Annotated in this window: 14 protein-coding genes and 2 tRNA genes; 5 read left to right on the top strand and 11 right to left on the bottom strand. The window is 61.0% G+C overall.

Features of this window, described 5'->3' with window-relative positions; all coding sequences use genetic code 11:
* Window positions 1-15 precede the first annotated feature (15 nt).
* The 8 genes from F0P97_RS07530 to F0P97_RS07495 form a co-directional block, all read right to left on the bottom strand.
* The gene (locus F0P97_RS07530; protein WP_003061017.1) at window positions 16-645 is read right to left on the bottom strand and encodes a DUF6806 family protein; all 630 of its coding nucleotides are present in this window, start codon (window positions 643-645) and stop codon (window positions 16-18) included.
* Between the two features lie 226 nt (window positions 646-871).
* A tRNA-Leu gene (locus F0P97_RS07525) sits at window positions 872-960 on the bottom strand.
* 99 nt (window positions 961-1,059) lie between these two features.
* A tRNA-Gly gene (locus F0P97_RS07520) sits at window positions 1,060-1,135 on the bottom strand.
* A 99-nt stretch (window positions 1,136-1,234) separates the two neighbouring features.
* Entirely contained in the window at window positions 1,235-2,857 is a 1,623-nt protein-coding gene (locus tag F0P97_RS07515) for a FadD3 family acyl-CoA ligase (RefSeq protein ID WP_182286275.1), read from the bottom strand.
* A gap of 3 nt (window positions 2,858-2,860) precedes the next feature.
* Window positions 2,861-3,928: a ferredoxin--NADP reductase gene (locus F0P97_RS07510; protein ID WP_182286274.1), complete on the bottom strand. Its 1,068-nt coding sequence runs from the start codon at window positions 3,926-3,928 to the stop codon at window positions 2,861-2,863.
* Between the two features lie 83 nt (window positions 3,929-4,011).
* Window positions 4,012-5,748: an FAD-binding protein gene (locus F0P97_RS07505; RefSeq protein WP_182286273.1), complete on the bottom strand. Its 1,737-nt coding sequence runs from the start codon at window positions 5,746-5,748 to the stop codon at window positions 4,012-4,014.
* Between the two features lie 15 nt (window positions 5,749-5,763).
* Window positions 5,764-7,494 carry an FAD-dependent oxidoreductase gene (locus F0P97_RS07500; protein WP_182286272.1) on the bottom strand — a complete coding sequence of 577 codons (1,731 nt, stop codon included), beginning with the start codon at window positions 7,492-7,494 and terminating at the stop codon, window positions 5,764-5,766.
* 103 nt (window positions 7,495-7,597) lie between these two features.
* Window positions 7,598-8,785: an acyl-CoA dehydrogenase family protein gene (locus tag F0P97_RS07495; protein WP_182287129.1), complete on the bottom strand. Its 1,188-nt coding sequence runs from the start codon at window positions 8,783-8,785 to the stop codon at window positions 7,598-7,600.
* A gap of 288 nt (window positions 8,786-9,073) precedes the next feature.
* Between F0P97_RS07495 and F0P97_RS07490 the strand changes: the two genes are divergently transcribed.
* From F0P97_RS07490 to tesG, 5 genes are all read left to right on the top strand, one after another.
* A complete protein-coding gene (locus tag F0P97_RS07490) occupies window positions 9,074-10,051 on the top strand; it encodes a flavin reductase (RefSeq protein ID WP_182286271.1) in 978 nt (325 codons plus the stop codon).
* A 79-nt stretch (window positions 10,052-10,130) separates the two neighbouring features.
* On the top strand, window positions 10,131-10,970 hold the full coding sequence (locus tag F0P97_RS07485; RefSeq protein ID WP_182286270.1) for an alpha/beta fold hydrolase: 840 nt from the start codon (window positions 10,131-10,133) through the stop codon (window positions 10,968-10,970).
* Window positions 10,971-10,990: 20 nt separating this feature from the next.
* Window positions 10,991-11,785 carry a 2-hydroxyhexa-2,4-dienoate hydratase TesE gene (gene tesE, locus F0P97_RS07480; RefSeq protein WP_182286269.1) on the top strand — a complete coding sequence of 265 codons (795 nt, stop codon included), beginning with the start codon at window positions 10,991-10,993 and terminating at the stop codon, window positions 11,783-11,785.
* Window positions 11,786-11,791: 6 nt separating this feature from the next.
* The gene (tesF, locus tag F0P97_RS07475) at window positions 11,792-12,715 is read left to right on the top strand and encodes an acetaldehyde dehydrogenase TesF (RefSeq protein WP_182286268.1); all 924 of its coding nucleotides are present in this window, start codon (window positions 11,792-11,794) and stop codon (window positions 12,713-12,715) included.
* A gap of 14 nt (window positions 12,716-12,729) precedes the next feature.
* Window positions 12,730-13,770, top strand: a complete 1,041-nt coding sequence (tesG, locus tag F0P97_RS07470) for a 4-hydroxy-2-oxovalerate aldolase TesG (RefSeq protein ID WP_182286267.1) — start codon at window positions 12,730-12,732, stop codon at window positions 13,768-13,770.
* Between the two features lie 179 nt (window positions 13,771-13,949).
* On the opposite strand, the gene F0P97_RS07465 is transcribed toward tesG, so the two are convergent.
* The 3 genes from F0P97_RS07465 to F0P97_RS07455 form a co-directional block, all read right to left on the bottom strand.
* The gene (locus F0P97_RS07465) at window positions 13,950-16,049 is read right to left on the bottom strand and encodes a TonB-dependent receptor (protein ID WP_182286266.1); all 2,100 of its coding nucleotides are present in this window, start codon (window positions 16,047-16,049) and stop codon (window positions 13,950-13,952) included.
* Between the two features lie 218 nt (window positions 16,050-16,267).
* Window positions 16,268-16,471: a hypothetical protein gene (locus F0P97_RS07460; protein WP_182286265.1), complete on the bottom strand. Its 204-nt coding sequence runs from the start codon at window positions 16,469-16,471 to the stop codon at window positions 16,268-16,270.
* 350 nt (window positions 16,472-16,821) lie between these two features.
* Window positions 16,822-17,760 (bottom strand): OB-fold domain-containing protein, encoded by a 939-nt coding sequence (locus tag F0P97_RS07455; RefSeq protein ID WP_182286264.1) that lies wholly within the window; start codon window positions 17,758-17,760, stop codon window positions 16,822-16,824.

Raw genomic sequence — 17,760 nt, 5'->3', positions numbered from 1 at the left:
GAATGACCGAACGAATCAATGCAAATGACGAGGGCGGCGATTGCCACCATGACCGGAGGCCGAGCCCCCCGATCCACCACGTGGCGGCTTGCCCAGTTCCAGCGAGCTGACCAGGGCTTCGAAGCGCTGCGAGAACAGCTTGTCGATCTCTTGCACCACTCCGCCGAGCTCTGCGCCGTCAAAGTGACGCTCCATCATGTTGATGACATCCTGCACCAGCAAATCGCGCTGCACCTGCATGATGGCTGCGGGATTGGGGCCGACAAACAGCATCAGGAAGTCATCGCGGCTTTGCGCCTCGGCAGGAGCCTCTTCCTCATCGAACTCGGTGTCGTAGAAAGTCACCTCGATGGGCGAACCCTGCTCGGCCAGCTCGTTGAGCCCCATGCACATATCGTCCAGGGACTGACGAAAGTCATCGTCACCACGCACGGTCCAGCACATCTGCAGCAGATGTTCCTTGGCGTCGAACTGAATGCCGGGCTCTTCTTCATAGAGACTTCCCTCGCCATCAGTCAATGAGCGCGCACCAGCATAGGCCCACAAGGGGCGCAATGCATCTTGCAGCTGCTCATACGTAACATCAGCACGGAGCAGAACCTGTCCGTGGACATGAATTTCAAAAGCAGCGTTGTAACTAGACATCTTTTTTCTCTGGGAGTGCAGGCCTCGTCAGCATGACAGAACTGCGAGCCATATTGCATCGAAGCCAGGACTTTTCCAAGCGCCTTGACCAAGCCTTGACGCCCACTGCCCTACAGCATCGCAGTGGCTGAATTTTCCCACCTTCAGCAAGACTGCGGGCAGCAACGGCTAATCAAGTCACAAATAAAAAAGCCCGCTACACAAGATATAGCAGGCTTTTCAATTCTGGTGCCCCGAACCGGAATCGAACCGGTACGCTTCGTTAAAAGCGGCAGATTTTAAGTCTGCAGTGTCTACCAATTTCACCATCGGGGCCCACTTCACAACCGGCGCCGGGCGCCAGCGAGAAGTATTGCATCAGCCAGGCGACCAATGCAATAAAAAAGGGAAGCTTTTGCTTCCCTTTTCAAAATCTGGAGCGGGAAAACGGGTTCGAACCGTCGACCTATACCTTGGCAAGGTATCGCTCTACCAACTGAGCTATTCCCGCATTTCTGAAAAGCTGTGCGCCTTACAGAGCAGACTCGAATTATAGCCACGATTTTCAGCCACTTTCCGAAAACCGCCTGGCTTTTTCAGATAGTCCTGTTCAGGCCGGCTGTGAAACAGGTGCGAGCCTGCTCTTGACGATCTGCAGCAGATCGCGCTTTTGCACCTTGTTGGAGGCATTGACGGGCAGGCCATCGAGCTGCAGCACAAAGCGCGGCACCTTGTAGTTGGCCATATTGGCACGGCACCAGGCGATGAAGGCCTCCTGGTCCAGTGCCACGCCGTCGCGTGCCACCACGCAGGCACAGCCTACCTCGCCCATGCGCTCGTCTGCCACCCCGACCACGGCAACCTGCGCCACCTCGGGGTGGTTGGACAGCATGCGCTCGATTTCTGCAGGGTAGCAGTTGAAGCCGCCCACGATGAACATATCCTTGAGGCGGTCGGTAATGCGCAGATAGCCGCGCTCGTCAAGCACGCCCACATCGCCGGTATGCAACCAGCCATCTGCATCAATGGTTTCTGCCGTGGCCTTCTCATCCTCGAAGTAGCCCTGCATGATGTGATAGCCGCGCAGCAGCACCTCCCCGGCTTCGCCTGGAGCAACAGGCTGTCCTTGCTCGTCCACACAGCGCACCTCGGTCCCCGGCAGGGCCTTGCCACAGGTATTGGCCACGGTTTCCACATTGTCGGAGGGTTCGCAGAGCGTGGCACAACCACCGCACTCCGTCAGGCCGTAGGCCGTGGTGACATTCTGGATGCCCAACTCCTCGCGCATGCGCTTGATGAGAATGGGGGGTACTGTGGAAGCACCGGTCACGGAGGACTTCAAAGAACTCAGATCGAAATTCTTGAGCCCTGGATGCGCCAGCATGGACAGAAACAGGGTCGGCGGGCCTGGCAAGAAGCTGATACGGTCGCTCTCGATGCGACGCAAGATGGCCTGCGCATCAAATACCTGCTCGGGATAGACGGTAGAGCCCTGCAGCAAGGCTGCCACCCAGCCGGCCTTGTAGCCAAAGGTGTGAAAGAACGGATTGACGATCAGGTATCGGCTGCCTTCGGTCAAGCCTACCACCTCCGACCAGGCCTTGAAAGCCAGAATCGTCGGGCGGTGCGCGCACATCACTCCCTTGGGACGTCCCGTGGTGCCGGAAGTGAACATCAGATCGGCCGTATCGTCAGGCTTGATCCGGGCTTCACGCTGCTGCTGGGCTTCGGCCGTCGTGCCATCGGCCCTGGCCATGAACTGCGCCCAGTTCATATCTGCGCTAGGCAGCACCTTGTTACCGAGCACCACCACCTGATGCAGTGTGACAGGACGCAGGCCGTTCAGCAGATCCGGGTAGTAGTTGTTCAGGAAGTCCCCCACGCACACCAGCACCCTGGCACGGCTGCGCTCGAGAATATCGGCAGCCTCGGCGCCCTTCATGCGGGTGTTCAAGGGCACCAGCACGCCGCCCGCAGCATGCACACCACAGGCGGCAACGATCCACTCGCTGAGATTGGGCGCCCACAGAGCCACACGATCCCCAGCCTGCACACCCAGACTCATCAAGGCACGTGCAGCCAGGCGGCTCAGCTGCTGCAGCTGGGCATAGCTGATGGACTTGCCGTTTTCGACAATCGCCGCGCGACCGGCAAAGCGACTGACCACGTCAGCCAGCATCCCGGGCAAGGTCAGCGAAGACTCGGGCATCGCATTCTGGTTGGGTTTCGACATAAGTTACTCCGGAAATTTGACGCGCAGCTTTTCGCTGGTGGGCAAGGATTGACAGGCAAGCGTCCACTTCCTGGACAGATCCTTGGCATCCAGCACTTCGTTGTGTCGCAGATGTACGCTGCCGTCCTGCACCTGGCACATGCAGGATGCGCACATGCCAGCCTGGCAGGAGTAGGGCACATTGATGCCAGCGCGCAGTCCGGCCTCCAGAATGGTCTCCGTGCCACTGCAGTTGAATTCGTATTCCTCGCCGTCCAGACGCAGCTGCACCAGGGCCTGGTCGACAGCTGCCTCCACGGGAGCAGTTGCCTCCTGCATCAGCTGCAGAGTCTCCTCGTCAGGCAGAGAGACAAAGCGCTCCACATGTACCTGCTCGGCAGGCATGCCGGCCTCGATCATCGCGGCCTGCGCGGCATCCATGAAGGGGCCCGGCCCGCAGATAAAGGCCTGGCCTGCATCGGCCACCCAGGGCGTGGCCCAGGCTGCGAGCTGCTTCTGCGAAGGCGCGCCTTGCACAGAGTCCAGCCAGTGAATGACCTGCAGGCGATCTGGATACTCGGCCGCCAGCTGCTGCAGGTCCTTCCTGAAGATCACCGAGCGCTCATCGCGGTTGGCATAGAACAGCACCACATTGCCCTGATGCTGCTTGAGTACGGTGCGCAAGATGGAGAACACCGGTGTGATTCCGCTGCCACCGGCCAGCAGCAGAAAGTTCTGAGACAGATTCCGGGGCGAGAACAGGCCCGAGGGAGGCATCAGCTCGATGGAGTCACCCACCTGAACCCTGTCGCAAACCCAGTTGGAACCTCGTCCCTTGTCGACGCGCTTGACAGTCACCCGCAAGGCATCGTCGAGCATCGGGGCACTGGACATGGAGTAGCAGCGAGGCACATAGCGGCCCTCGATAGGCAGTCGCAGAGTCAGAAACTGGCCGGGCCTATAGCTGAATTGCTCAGCCAGAGCCTCTGGCACCTCGAACACAATTGACTTGGTATCGTGCGTCTCGTCAATCACCGCGCGCACGCGCAGCGGGTGATACCGCGACGCGGTTGTTGTGGCTTCACTGCTCATTTATTCTTACCCCTTGCTCACTCACTCTTTTTGTGCAACCTTGCACTGGCGCCCCGGCACAAGATCGTCCCCAATCCACGGGGTCAGGAACTGACGCTCTCCACAGCGGATGCCTGCTGGCGCGCGGCCTGGCCAGCCAGGGACTTTTCATCCTCAAGCGCCGCCGCCTTGCCCGCTCGGCGGCCCGAGAACACGCAGTCGGCCAGGGACAAGCCGCTCACATAACGCGAGGAAGCCACACCAATGGCGGTGCGCCCCGCGGCATACAGACCGGGAATGTCATAGCCGGCACCGTCAATCACTGCACCGTTGTCCTCGTTGACCTTGAGGCCACCAAGGCTCAGGACGGCCAGCGGAAACATCTTCTGGCTGATGGAGATATCGATGGCAAACAGCGAGCCGCCCTTGAACTCATGGCGCATGTCCTGGGACTTGCCCAACGGGTCTTCGATCTCACCGCGTGCCGCGGCATTGGCGCGATCGAACTGGAGCTGCAGCACTGTTGCATCCATGCGAAGCTTTTTGGCCAAGTCGGCGACAGATTTGCCCTTGATCGCGACCTTGTACATCAGCGCCAGCGCGGGCATGGACTGGAAGCCCCACAAACCGCCAAACAGGCACTGCCAGGCAGCCTGCCTGCGCAGCTTGCTATCAATGATGAGCCAGGCCTTTCCCCCCTGCTTTTCCATCATCTCGTAGCCGAGCTTGGCACCGTAGACCTGTTCGTTGCAGAAACGCTCGCCTTTGGTATTGACCACCAGACCTCTGGGCCAGACCGAGGGTGGCGTGATGAAGCGCCAGGCCGAGATATTGTTCAGATCCTGAGCGATCCCTCCCACGGATTGCCCGAGCCGCAGACCGGAGCCATCGCAGCCCGCAGCACCGGTCAGCCAGCCGGGCTTGTAAGCCGGCGCATGTCGCTCCAGCAGGCCCGAATTGAAGATATAGCCGCCAGTGGACAGCACCACACCTTTGCGGGCACGGATGTAGCGCTTCTCGCCGATCTCGCTCTCGATCTGCGCAGCTTCACGACGACCCGCCTGGGCACGTGGCGCCTGATACAAACGCCACTTGGCCACCAGCTCATCGAGCTTCTTGTGGCGTTCGGTACGTGGATCGCCTTCGGGCAACACCATCACCTCCACGCCCAATACACGGCCGCTGTCCTTCTCGCGCACCAGGCGCTGGACGCGGGCCTGCGTCAATGTACGGGCTCCGTGCGCCAATGTGGATTTTTGCAGCGCGGCGAAGAACGTCGCTCCCGACTGCCCCTTGGCCACCACGCGGTGACCGCGCGGTGCGGGCTTCTTGGCCAGCTGCGGGTTGCCGTAGGCGGGCACCACTTCGTTTCCCGAGTAGTACAGATACATGCCATCGGCCGGATAGGAGGTCTTGTACGCAGGCATGGTCGACGCAAAGGTGGCGCCCTGCTTTTCCAGCCAGTTCAGGTTGGCCACGCTGTCGCGGCTGAAGCGAGCCAGAGTCTCGTCACTGACCACACCATTGACCTCATGCTTGAGGTAGGCAGTCATGGCTTCGGGCGAATCCTCGAAGCCTGCCTCCTTCTGATATCGGGTACCACCACCGGCATAGACCACACCGCCTGACAGCACACTGGCGCCACCGCCGCTGAAGCGGTCTATCACCAGAACTTCGGCCCCCTGCTCGCGCGCCTCAATTGCTGCACTGGCACCCGCGCCCCCCCAGCCGACCACCACCACATCGCTGGCATCGGACCACTGGACCTCATCGGCCGACTCCACATCCAAGACCGCTCCCACCGGATTGATGGTGCTGACATGCTTTTTGAAACTGGACATTTCCGTGCCTCCTGATCAAACCGTCTTGCCCAGCAGATGCGGGTTCTCGAGGGGCAAGGGTTTGCCTAGCATGTCGGCCACGGCGCGGAAGGCAAATGTCATGGCCGGCCCCAGGGTGGAGCCTGCGCCGGCATAGGCTGGCCCCATGACGGAAGCGGAGTTGTTGCCCACGCAGTACAGCCCCTCGATGATCCGGCCTTGCGTATCGAGCACACGCCCCTCTCTATCGGTGAGCAGCCCCCCCTTGGTGCCGATCTCTCCGGGCCACAGGCGCATGGCGTAGAACGGACCTTTCTCGATGGGACCAAGGTTGGGATTCTTGAGACGCGGATCGCCGTAGTAGCGGTCAAACACATTGCCGCCCCGGTCAAAGTCCAGGTCCTTGCCAGCTCTGGCGAATTCGGTCATGCGACGCGCACTGTCCTTCAGCCCAGCAGCGTCCACTCCAATCTGACGGGCCAGATCTTCCAGCGTCTCGCCCTTCCAGTAGACATTGTTCAGCCAGCTCTTGCGTACCTTGCTGTCCGGCACGGCCGAGGCAGGCATCAGCGGCCCCATGGGGTTCTGTGCCCGGAAGCTGGCGTCGAACACAATCCATGCGGGCACGCCGCCATTGCCCTTGGCATGTTCGGCCAGCATGGCCTGCTGGAATTCCGGATAAGGGCCGGACTCGTTGAGAAAGCGCTGCCCCCTGCTGTTGACAACCATGCACCCCGGCAGCGAGCGCTCCACGAAAATTCCGCGAAAGGCCGGCTCCTTGGGAACATCCATGGTGGGCACGCCCCAGGACCAGTCCATCAGCGCCAGCTGCGCACCCACGGCCTGACCGGCCCGGTGAGCATCACCGGTATTGCCTCCCACAGGGGTTGCCGTCCACTCTGCCTTGGTGGGCTTGTTCAGATACTGGTCACGCATCTCCTGATTGCGCTCAAAGCCACCCGCACCCAACAACACGCCACGTCTGGCGTTGATCTGCTGGCGCTGACCATTCCTTTCAACGATGACACCCGTCACACGACCCGATGCATCCTGCACCAGCTCCTTGAGCGGAGAGTTGCGCCACATCTCGACCCCGACCTTGTTGGCCGCAGTCAGCAGACCTGCCACAAGCGCCTGGCCGCCCGTCATGCGACGATCACGCTTGGTCTTGTTGCGCCAGGGGTAGTCCAGGAAGTACCTGAGCATGATGCCCAGGATGGTGAAGCGCGACTTCAACTCGCGCGAGAGCATGGAATGCGCCTCGAAGGCACTGATGCTCATGCGGCCGAACAACTGATTGCCGGGAGGGCCAGGGCGCATGGTTTCCAGTGCCGTCAGGCCCAGCCTGGCGGCATTGAAGTCAGCCGGATCCATGGTGCGGCCACCGGGCCTGGAACCTTCGATATGGGGGTAGTAATCCGCATACTTGGCCATGGCTCGATAAGGGATGCCGATCTGGCGCAGGTACTCGGCCATCTTGCTGGCGGTCTCCACATAGGCCAGCACTCGGTCATCCGTCACCATGCCGCGCACACAGCGCTTCATATAGCCAAATGCGGTTTCCAGATCGTCTTTGATGCCAGCGGTCTTCTGGTCGTAATTGAGCGGAATCCAGATGCCGCCGCCCGACAGGGCCGAAGTGCCGCCGAACAGCTCGGTCTTCTCCACCACCAGAGTCTTGAGGCCCTGCTCCTGCGCGCGAATGGCGCCCAGCATGGCCCCTGCCCCCGACCCCACGACGATCAGGTCATATTCTTGTTCTGCCATACCTTGTCTCCGTCAATCTTTGTTTTATGGATGGACTGTCGCAAATACACGCTGGCGGCAGCCTCCACTATGGGAGCGCTGCCGCAGCCTGGCCTGAATTCAATCAGACAAAGGGTTCCTGGTTGGGAATGCCCAGCACATGCGAGCCATAGGCGCGCACATAGGCATCCGTGTTGTTCGCAATGTGGGTGCGTCCCTGATGGATGTCGCGGAAGATGCGCTCGATGGGATTGTTCTTGAAAGTGCCGCTGGCTGCACAGGCACGCATCAGCTCATTGGCATGAAAGCCCGTCAGCTTGGGAACGTATGACGCCTGAGCACGCTGCAGCAGACGCTCTTCCAGCGTCAGCTGAATACCCGTCTTGGCCGCATCCACAATGCGTGCGTAATTGCGGAACAGCACCATCTTGAGCTGGTCCAGCGCAATCGTGGCTTCGGTCACGGCCGTCTGGGCGTTCACATCCTCGGCCATCCTGTTGCCATGCTTTCCAACGTGCGCCGTCGCGCGCTCGGTGAACGAAGCGATGGCACTTTCCAGCGCGCCCAGACAGGCGGTGGACACCGCACGCTGGAACACATGGGTAAAGGGGATGCGGAACAGCCAGCTGGTGTTCTCCGTGCGGCCGGGGCAGCCCACATCGCTGTGGTCGTTGGTGTACTGGATGCGATGTGCCGGGACAAACGCGTTTTCCACCACGATGTCATGACTGCCAGTGCCGCGCAGCCCCAGCACATCCCAGTTGTCCTCAATGCGATAGTCCGCCTTGGGCACCAGAAAAGTCACATGCTCCAGGCCAGGCGTACCATCACGCTTGGGCAGCAGACCGCCGAGAAACAGCCAGTCGCAATGCTTGGAGCCGGTGGAAAAACTCCAGCGACCGTTGAACCTGAAACCGCCTTCCACGGGCTCGGCCTTGCCGGTAGGCATATAGGTCGAGGCGATACGCACCCCGTTATCCTTGCCCCACACATCTTGCTGGGCTTGGTCGGGGAAAAGCGCCAGCTGCCAGGGGTGAACGCCGACCACCCCGTAAATCCAGGCCGTGGACATGCAGCCCTTGGCCAGTTCCATCTGAACGCTGTAGAACACACGGGGATCCATTTCATAGCCCCCCCAGCGCTTGGGCTGCAGCACACGGAACAGACCCGCCTCAGCCATCTCCTGAACGGTTTCGTCGCTGATCTTTCCTTCGCGATCCGCCTGCTGCGCGCGTGCCGCCAGCCTGGGCGCCAGGGCCTTGGCACGCTCGATCACAGCCAGCGCATCAGGGGTGAGGTAGTTATCTGTCATTGTGTTCATTCAGGTCTCCAGTTGCCGCTCCACCGGACGGCTTGTGGTGTGGTGGGCAAGGCCTTTTCGCCTATGACAGAAATGCTCTCACCATGCAATTTTCCGTTCATCGTCCGATCAGACTAACGATGAATCTGGCGTTTCCGGACCTCCTCAAAGCCTGAGCCCGCACAGCAAAAACATTGAGCCTAGGACAAACACCAAGCCCTGTTTTGCGCTGCTAGTCCATGTGAAGGATTCATAAAAGCCCTGTTCGCAGCACTCTTGCACCAAGGAGACATTCACCCCATGCAAAGCACTGCAGCAACCTTCGACCCCAAAGACTTCCGCCGCGCCCTGGGCATGTTTGGCACCGGGGTCACCATCGTCACCACCCGTGCCGGGAATGGCGAGCCCGTAGGAATCACTGCCAACAGCTTCAACTCGGTTTCGCTGGAGCCTCCCATGGTCTTGTGGAGCCTGGCCAAGAACGCCCGCAGCCTGCCTGTATTCCAGAACGCCGACACCTGGAATGTGCACATCCTCTCCAACGAGCAAGAAGCCCTGTCAAACCGCTTTGCCCGTGCTGGCGAAGACAAGTTCTCCGGCCTGCCGCTGGACTCCGAGGAAGCACATGCCCCGCTGCTGCAGGACTGCAGCGCGCGCTTCAGGTGCAAGACCGCATTTCAGTACGACGGCGGCGACCACATCATCTTTGTGGGCGAGGTGACCGACTACGACGCCAACCCGCACCCTCCGCTGCTCTACGTGACCGGCGGTTACGCCCTGGCTTCACGCAAGGCCAACGCAGTGGCCAGCGAACCTGCAGCAGACACCAATACCGTCTACTCGGAAAACCTGATCGGATATTTGATGGGCCGCGCGCACTTTCAATTCCTGAGCGGCTTGCGCAAGCCCATGGCGGCTTACGGCATGACCGATGCCGATTTTTACGTGCTCTCGCTGCTGAGCATCCAGCAGCCCCAGTCGCCTGCCGAAATTGCATCTCACATGGCCTACACCGGCACCGACATCGGAGCCGTGGCCCTGCAGTCGCTGATCAGCAAAGGCTGGGTGGAGGAAAGCCGCGAGCGCGCCGAGTCGCTGCAGCTCACGCCCCTGGGCAACGAAGCCATCTTGCATGTACTGGCCGCAGCCAAGGCCGTGGAAACCGATCTGATAGCCAGTCTTGGCGAGATGGAAGCGGCCACGCTGCGCAATCTGCTCAAAAAGGCGATCGCCGCCACCGACCCCGGCCTGCCCAAGCTCTGGCAAGCCAGGGCTTGAAAAGCCTCGTCATCCAGGATTTCTCACCCGAAGGCCGGAGACAGCCTTCGTCTATCCACTCCAAGCATAAAGAACAGAGATGAACATTTTTTCCATCCCAGAAGGCAAATATGTGGACATCGGCAACGTGGCCGGCCATCCCCAGCGCGTGCACTACCACGAACAGGGATCGGGTGACCCGGTAATCTTCCTGCACGGCGCGGGCGCCGGCGCCAGCGGCTACAGCAACTTCAAGGGCAACTACCCCGAGTTTGCGACTGCGGGCTTCCGCTCCATCGTTCCCGACCTGCTCGGTTACGGCCTCTCGTCCAAGACCGAGGAGCCCAGGCAGTACGACATGGATTTCTTCATCGCCGGCGTCAAGGGACTGGTGGATCAGCTGGGTCTGAAGAACATCACCCTGCTGGGCAACTCGCTGGGTGGCGCCGTGGCGCTGGGCTATGCGCTCAAGTACCCCGAGGATGTCAAGAGCCTGATCCTCATGGCACCCGGTGGCGTGGAAGAGTTCGAAGCCTATATGACCATGCCCGGCATTGCCAATATGTTCAATGTCTACAAGTCGGGCAAGACGGGCCCAGAAGCCATGCGCGCCGTCATGAGCATGCAGGTGGTGGATCAGTCACTGCTGACGGACGAGATCATCAATGAGCGTGCGCCCATTGCCCTGACCCAGACCGAAGCCTCGCGCCAGCGTCTGTACATCCCCAATATGACAGAGCAACTGCCCGATCTGAAGTGCAATGTGCTGGGCTTCTGGGGCATGCAGGACGCCTTCAACCCCGTGGGCGGTGCCGACAAGCTGGCCAAGGGCATCAAGAACTGCCGCGTGGTGCTGGTCAACCAGTGCGGCCACTGGGTGCAGGTCGAGCATCGCGAGATGTTCAACCGTACCTGCATCGACTTCATGAAGAACGGTTGAAGCCACCGCGAGCGACAAATATGAGTGACAAGCAATTCATCGAACAGCAAGGCCAGCGCCTGTATGACGCGCTGCGCACCGCCAGGACGCTGGCACCGCTGACCGACAGCCACCCGGAGATGACGGTGGAGGACGCCTATCACATCTCCCTGCACATGCTGCGCCTGCGCGAAGCATCGGGCGAGCGCGTGATCGGCAAGAAGATCGGCGTGACCTCCAAGCCCGTGCAGGACATGCTGAACGTGCACCAGCCCGACTTCGGCTTTCTGACCGACAGCATGGAGTATGAAGACGGCGCCGCCGTCTCGCTCAAGGCATCCGGCCTGATCCAGCCTCGCGCCGAAGGCGAAATTGCCTTCATGCTCAAGAAGGATCTGCAAGGCCCGGGTGTGACCAAGGAAGATGTGCTGGCCGCTACCGAATGGGTAGCACCCTGCTTCGAGATCGTCGATTCGCGCATCAAGGACTGGAAGATCAAGATCCAGGACACCGTGGCCGACAACGCATCCTGCGGCGTCTTCGTGATCGGCAAGCAGCACACAGACCCTGCTTCGCTGGACCTGGCCGCTGCCGCCATGCAGATGCGCAGGAACGGCCAACCCGCAGGCTCTGGCCTGGGCAGCGCCGTGCAAGGACATCCCGCCGAGGCGGTGGCCTGGCTGGCCAACACCCTGGGGGCGTTCGGCATTCCCTTCAAGGCAGGCGAGGTCATTCTCTCGGGCTCCCTCGCCCCCCTGGTACCCGCTGCTGCCGGCGACCGCTTCGAGATGGTCATCGCCGGCATGGGCAGCTGTTCCATTCAATTCACGGAGTAAGACACCATGACGCAAAAGAAAATCAAGTGTGCGCTGATCGGCCCCGGCAATATCGGTACCGATCTGCTCATGAAGTTGCAGCGATCGCCTCTGCTGGAGCCCGTGTGGATGGTCGGCATCGACCCTGAGTCCGACGGCCTCAAGCGTGCCCGCGAGATGGGCATCAAGACCACGGCCGAAGGTGTGGACGGCCTGCTGCCCTTTGTCAAGGAAGACGGCATACAGATTGCCTTTGACGCCACCAGCGCCTATGTCCACGCCGAAAACAGCCGCAAGCTCAACGAACTGGGCGTGCTGATGATCGACCTGACGCCTGCGGCGATCGGCCCCTACTGCGTGCCCAGCGTGAACCTGGCCGAGAAGGTGGCAGAAAAGGCCATGAATGTGAACATGGTCACCTGCGGCGGCCAGGCCACCATTCCCATGGTGGCGGCGGTTTCGCGCGTGCAGGCCGTGAGCTACGGCGAGATCGTGGCTACGGTATCGAGCCGCTCGGTCGGCCCTGGCACGCGCAAGAACATCGACGAATTCACCCGCACCACATCGGGTGCCGTGGAAAAAATCGGCGGCGCGCAAAAAGGCAAGGCCATCATCGTCATCAACCCCGCCGAGCCGCCGCTGATCATGCGCGACACCATCCACTGCCTGACGGTGGATACGCCCAAGCCTGCAGAGATCGAAGCCTCGGTGCACGCCATGATCAAGGAAGTGCAGAAATACGTGCCCGGCTACAAGCTGGTCAACGGCCCCGTGATCGACGGCAACCGCGTCTCCATCTATATGGAAGTCGAAGGCCTGGGCGACTACCTGCCCAAGTATGCGGGCAATCTGGACATCATGACTGCCGCTGCGGCTCGAACGGCCGAGATGTTTGCCGAAGAAATCCTTGCCGGCCGTTTCGAGCTGGCCGAAGCCGCTGTTGCTGTCTGATCCAGGAGAAGAACATGTCCCTCAAAGGTAAGAAGATCACCGTTCACGACATGACGCTGCGTGACGGCATGCACCCCAAGCGCCACCAGATGACGCTGGAACAGATGAAGTCCGTGGCCACGGGTCTGGACGCCGCCGGCGTGCCCCTGATTGAAGTGACCCATGGCGACGGCCTGGGCGGCAGCTCGGTCAACTATGGCTTTCCTGCACATACGGACGAGGAATACCTGTCCACCGTCATTCCGCTGATGAAGCAGGCCAGGGTCTCGGCCCTGCTGCTGCCCGGCATCGGCACTGTCGATCACCTGAAGATGGCCCACGAGCTGGGCGTCTCCACCATCCGCGTGGCCACGCATTGCACCGAGGCCGATGTCTCCGAGCAGCACATCGCCATGGCCCGCAAGATGGGCATGGACACCGTGGGCTTTCTCATGATGGCGCATATGAACAGCGCCGAAGGTCTGGTCAAGCAGGCCAAGCTGATGGAAGGCTATGGCGCCAACTGCATCTACATCACGGACTCGGCCGGCTATATGCTGCCGGACGACGTGAAAGAGCGCCTGTCCGCCGTGCGCCAGGCCCTCAGGCCCGAGACCGAACTGGGTTTCCATGGCCACCACAACCTGGCCATGGGCATCGCCAACTCTCTGGCTGCAGTGGAGGTCGGTGCCAACCGCATCGACGCTGCGGCTGCCGGCCTGGGCGCCGGTGCGGGCAACACGCCTATGGAAGTGCTGGTAGCCGTGTGCGCGCGCATGGGGATTGAAACCGGCGTGGACGTGTTCAAGATCCAGGACGTGGCCGAAGACCTGGTCGTGCCGCTGATGGACTTTCCCATCCGCATCGACCGCGACGCGCTGACCCTGGGCTACGCAGGCGTCTATGGCAGCTTCCTGCTGTTTGCCAAGCGTGCCGAAGCCAAGTACGGCATCCCCGCGCGCGAGCTGCTGCTGGAGCTGGGCCGCCGCGGCATGGTGGGCGGCCAGGAAGACATGATCGAAGACACGGCACTGACCATGGTGCGCGAGCGCCAGAGACAGGCTGTGGCGGCCTGATACGTCTGACTTCACATTCTCTTTGCCACTTTGATCGGGTTCAGCGGCTGCTTGGGGCGGCCGTTGAACCTTTTTTTGCGACAGCGTCCTGAGTGCCAGGCCTCTATCCATCCAGCCCATCGCCCCTGGCTGCGGCTCTGACCCAGGCCAGCCGGCCCGGGCCTTATGGCACACCTTTTCTAGAAGCGATAGCGCGCCACCACCTGGGCCGAGCGCGGTGCGCCCGGCAGGTTGAGGTTGGGCGAGCTGCCATGACCGGCCACGATGTAGCGACGATTCAGCAGATTGTTGAGCTTGAGCTGCACATCCCAGGGGCCCATGCGGTAGTAGGCCATGGCATCCACCGTGGTGTAGCCTGGCAAGGTCACGGTATTGCCGGGATTGGCGAACCTGGCTCCGACATAGTTCAGCCCCCCACCCAGGCCGAAGCCGTGGCCCAGCGCCTTGGTCACCCAGAGGTTGGCGCTTTGCCTGGGGGTCAGCGTGGGGCGTTTTCCCTGGACCGGCTGGCCGGCATCGACGGCAGGCGATGTGGTCATCTCGCCATCGAGGAATGCATAGCCGGCCCAGACCTGCCAGCTCGGAGCAATCTCTCCGGCAAAAGTCAGCTCCAGTCCGTTGGTGCGCTGCACGCCCAGAGGCACCACGGTGTTGCTTGTGGGATCGACGCTCTTGATATTGGTGCGCTCGAGCTTGAACAGCGAGGCCGTGACCGAAGCCTTGCCGTCCGGCAGATCCCATTTGACGCCGACTTCCTCGCTGGTCGTTTTCTCCGGTGCCAGTTGCGCATTGTTTGCTGCCAGCGCAAAGGTTTCGCCCGAGGGTTGGAAGGACTTGCTCCACGATGCATAGTAGGACCATGCCGACGAGGGCTGATAGACCAGCCCGACGCGCGGACTCCAGGCCGTGTCCGTACGGCTCAGATCCGGCTTGCCAGGCTGACGCTCATGCGTTTCCTGCTGGAAGCGGTCGTAGCGCACACCAGTCAGCGCTTTCCACTGAGGACTGATGGTGACCAGATCCTGCAGGTAGGCGCTGGCCACCTTGAAGACGCTGTGATTGTCCGCCGCAGGTTTGCCGTCGATGCGCAGCGGCAAAGTCGGCAGCACCGGATTGAACAGCGAGACCGTTGCCACATTGGCTCGGCTGTATGACAGCAGGTCCTTGCTCTGTCTGCCGAATTCAACGCCATACAGCAATTGGTGCTTCATCCCTGCAAGCTCAAGCTTCTGGGTCAGCTCGGTCTGGTTGAAAAAGCCGCTCTCATCACGCTGGACATTGCCCCGGGTCAGCGACGCCGTCATGGCTTTTTCATTGACCGAGCCCACGAGCGTGTTGTTTCTATCCAGCGAATAATCGTAGTAACGCAAGGCATTGCGCAAGGACAGGCTCTCGCTGATACGGTGATTCAGCGTCGCCCCCAGCGATGCCACTTCGGCACGGCTGACATCCACACCCCTGGCATTGGCCGCGCCGTAATAGGTGCCGGGCGACACATTGACAGGCCGGCCCTGGTACGCGGGGATACCGAAGTCCGTCAGGCGACTGTCCTTCAGATAGTCGGCCTGCAGCAGCACGCTGGTGTCCGAGCTGGGCTTGATCAGCACCGATGCCGCAAGCGCCTTGCGATCGAGAAACTGCTGGTCGCGGTAGCTGTCGGCGCGCTCGATGGCGCCGGTCAGGCGATAGGAGACCGGACTGTCCTGCGGCGCACGCGCCAGGTCGAACTCGCCGCGGCGCTGGTTCCAGCGTCCCAGAGTCAATCCCACTTCGCTGAGATTGACGCCGGGCTTCTTGGTGATGCGGTTGATCAGGCCGCCCGACGAGCCACGTCCGTACAACACCGATGCCGGGCCCTTGAGCACTTCTATCTGCTCGATATTGGATAGATCGCGGAAATACAGCGCGTCATCGCGCAGGCCGTCCACGAACTGGTCGGCAATGGCCGAGAAGCCGCGAATGGTGACCTGATCGCGCTGACCGTCACCATGAGAAAAGCCCACTCCAGGCACAGCCTTGAGAGCATCCTGCATGGATTGCGCGGCCTGGTCGCGCAGCAGGCTCTGCGGCACCACATTCACGGTCTGAGGAATATCACGCAGCGGGGCCTCGATCTTGGTTGCGCTCGTTGCCGTGGGTGGGTTGTAGCTCGAATCAGGCTGGCGATCGCTGCGAACCTGTACTTCGTCCAGCACCACCTCTGAAGCTTGCTGCGCCCATGCTGCGCCGGAAAAGGCCAGCCCCAATGCCGCTGCCAGCGGCGAATACCTCAATGCCATGAATGCCTCGTTATACGGAGTTTTAATTCGGCTTGGCGGGTATCTTCCGAAGCTGTGACTACGGCATCAATTGGCTACAACCTGTGTGCTGTGCAAAAGCGTGCGCATCATAGTCGAGAATCAGTCTCATTTACCTGTACTTTACAGTACAGAAATCACCCAGAGATCAAAGTCGAGTAGCGAACAAGAATCCGCAGGATTCAAAGGTCTGGCGAGACTCAATAGCCCGATGCAAAGACCGCGCTCCAGGAGGCCTGGGCACTGGCCAGCACGATGCCGGCGGGCAGCTTGAGCGCCGAATCAGCCTGCGCCGCCACCGCGGCACCCTGCGGCAGATTCATGGCAGGCAGGTACAACGCCAGTGCCGCAGCAGCCAGCGACACTGTGCGAAGTGCATTCATCCAGCGAAAAGAGGTTTTCATGCGTGTCTCCTGTGCAGGCTCTATGGCCTTTCTGGTTTGCAGTATGGCCAGCACGGAAAACGCAACATCGTCCATTTTGATGAGCAGGTATTTACTTAGGTGGCAACCCCAGATCGACGCCCTCGGTGGCGCCATCGCATGGCTTGGGCTGCTGGTACGTACAAGCTTCACAATTTGATAGCTGTCAGCGCTTATCACGTATAGGTAAAAAGCCAGTTTTCTGACATTTTTTACTGCCACAGAGCAAGCAACCCATCTGTGGATGGCCGCAAAAAAAGGGCTTTGCCTGCGCAAAGCCCCAACCCTTGAAGAAACTGAAACACCCGCCCTCAAAGGGCGGGCTGTGGCGATCACATGTAGAGAATCACCAGGTCGTTGATGACGGCCGGACGGTCCTGACCGACCACGTGGATGTTGAGCTCCATCGTCGCCTGCACGCCGCTCTTGACCTGCTCCACGGCCTTGATGCGGGCCCGCGCACGGATCTTGCAGCCGGAGGGCACGGGGGTCGGGAAGCGCAGGCGGTCCGAGCCATAGTTGACCATGTTGTTGAAGTCCACCACCTCGTAGTCCAGCGGAATCCTGAGCTGGCTGGCCAGCACCTGAACCAGGGCGCCATGGGCGATGGTGGTACCGAACGGGCTTTTCTCACGTGCCTGCACGGGATCGGTGTGAATCCAGTAGTCATCGCCCGAGAGCCTGGCGAACTCGTTGATGACTTCCTGGCTCACGGTGAACTCGTTGGACCAGGGGCTGTACTCCTCGGACACCAGCGACTTCATGGCCTCGATGTCCTTGACGGAGATCTTGCGCTTGGCCGCGCCAGCCTGCTCCACCACGGCAACCTCGGCCTCGGCGTCTGCCTTGATGACGCTCGGATGGCTGCCCCCATGGGCGGTAAAGCGCAGCAGGGTGACCTCGCCGGGGCGTTCGTCAAACACGGGACGCACCTCCATGCCCACCTTCAGCGCCTCGGGAGCCACGCCGACCATGGTGGTGTTGATGCGCACGCCTTCACGGAGTTCGACCACGGCCAGGGCCTGGGGCATCTCGTCCGTGAACTCGGGCATGGTGGGAATGCGCGCGATGGTGAAGCTGTAGAGCGTACCCTCGCCCGACACCTTGCTCCACTTCAGGGAGCGCGATCCGCAAGTGGGGCAATGGGTACGCGGGAAAAACAGCGAATGTCCGCGATCGCATTGCTGGATGCGCACTTCGTGGGCCTTGAGACCTTCCCAGTACGGCGCAGAAATTTCCGTGGGATGGGGCAGAGGTTTGTTCCAAGCCAT

The sequence above is a fragment of the Comamonas testosteroni genome, from assembly GCF_014076415.1.
Classification (GTDB): domain Bacteria; phylum Pseudomonadota; class Gammaproteobacteria; order Burkholderiales; family Burkholderiaceae_C; genus Comamonas; species Comamonas testosteroni_F.
Note: the sequence above shows the minus strand (reverse complement) of the source record. Positions and strands in the feature narration are given on the sequence as shown.

Excerpts from the sequence above, each read along its gene's own strand:
- F0P97_RS07530 (WP_003061017.1), bottom strand. The coding sequence starts at position 645 with ATGTCTAGTTACAACGCTGCTTTTGAAATTCATGTCCACGGACAGGTT.
- F0P97_RS07515 (WP_182286275.1), bottom strand. The coding sequence starts at position 2,857 with ATGTCGAAACCCAACCAGAATGCGATGCCCGAGTCTTCGCTGACCTTG.
- F0P97_RS07510 (WP_182286274.1), bottom strand. The coding sequence starts at position 3,928 with ATGAGCAGTGAAGCCACAACAACCGCGTCGCGGTATCACCCGCTGCGC.
- F0P97_RS07505 (WP_182286273.1), bottom strand. The coding sequence starts at position 5,748 with ATGTCCAGTTTCAAAAAGCATGTCAGCACCATCAATCCGGTGGGAGCG.
- F0P97_RS07500 (WP_182286272.1), bottom strand. The coding sequence starts at position 7,494 with ATGGCAGAACAAGAATATGACCTGATCGTCGTGGGGTCGGGGGCAGGG.
- F0P97_RS07495 (WP_182287129.1), bottom strand. The coding sequence starts at position 8,785 with ATGACAGATAACTACCTCACCCCTGATGCGCTGGCTGTGATCGAGCGT.
- F0P97_RS07490 (WP_182286271.1), top strand. The coding sequence starts at position 9,074 with ATGCAAAGCACTGCAGCAACCTTCGACCCCAAAGACTTCCGCCGCGCC.
- F0P97_RS07485 (WP_182286270.1), top strand. The coding sequence starts at position 10,131 with ATGAACATTTTTTCCATCCCAGAAGGCAAATATGTGGACATCGGCAAC.
- tesE (WP_182286269.1), top strand. The coding sequence starts at position 10,991 with ATGAGTGACAAGCAATTCATCGAACAGCAAGGCCAGCGCCTGTATGAC.
- tesF (WP_182286268.1), top strand. The coding sequence starts at position 11,792 with ATGACGCAAAAGAAAATCAAGTGTGCGCTGATCGGCCCCGGCAATATC.
- tesG (WP_182286267.1), top strand. The coding sequence starts at position 12,730 with ATGTCCCTCAAAGGTAAGAAGATCACCGTTCACGACATGACGCTGCGT.
- F0P97_RS07465 (WP_182286266.1), bottom strand. The coding sequence starts at position 16,049 with ATGGCATTGAGGTATTCGCCGCTGGCAGCGGCATTGGGGCTGGCCTTT.
- F0P97_RS07460 (WP_182286265.1), bottom strand. The coding sequence starts at position 16,471 with ATGAAAACCTCTTTTCGCTGGATGAATGCACTTCGCACAGTGTCGCTG.
- F0P97_RS07455 (WP_182286264.1), bottom strand. The coding sequence starts at position 17,760 with ATGGCTTGGAACAAACCTCTGCCCCATCCCACGGAAATTTCTGCGCCG.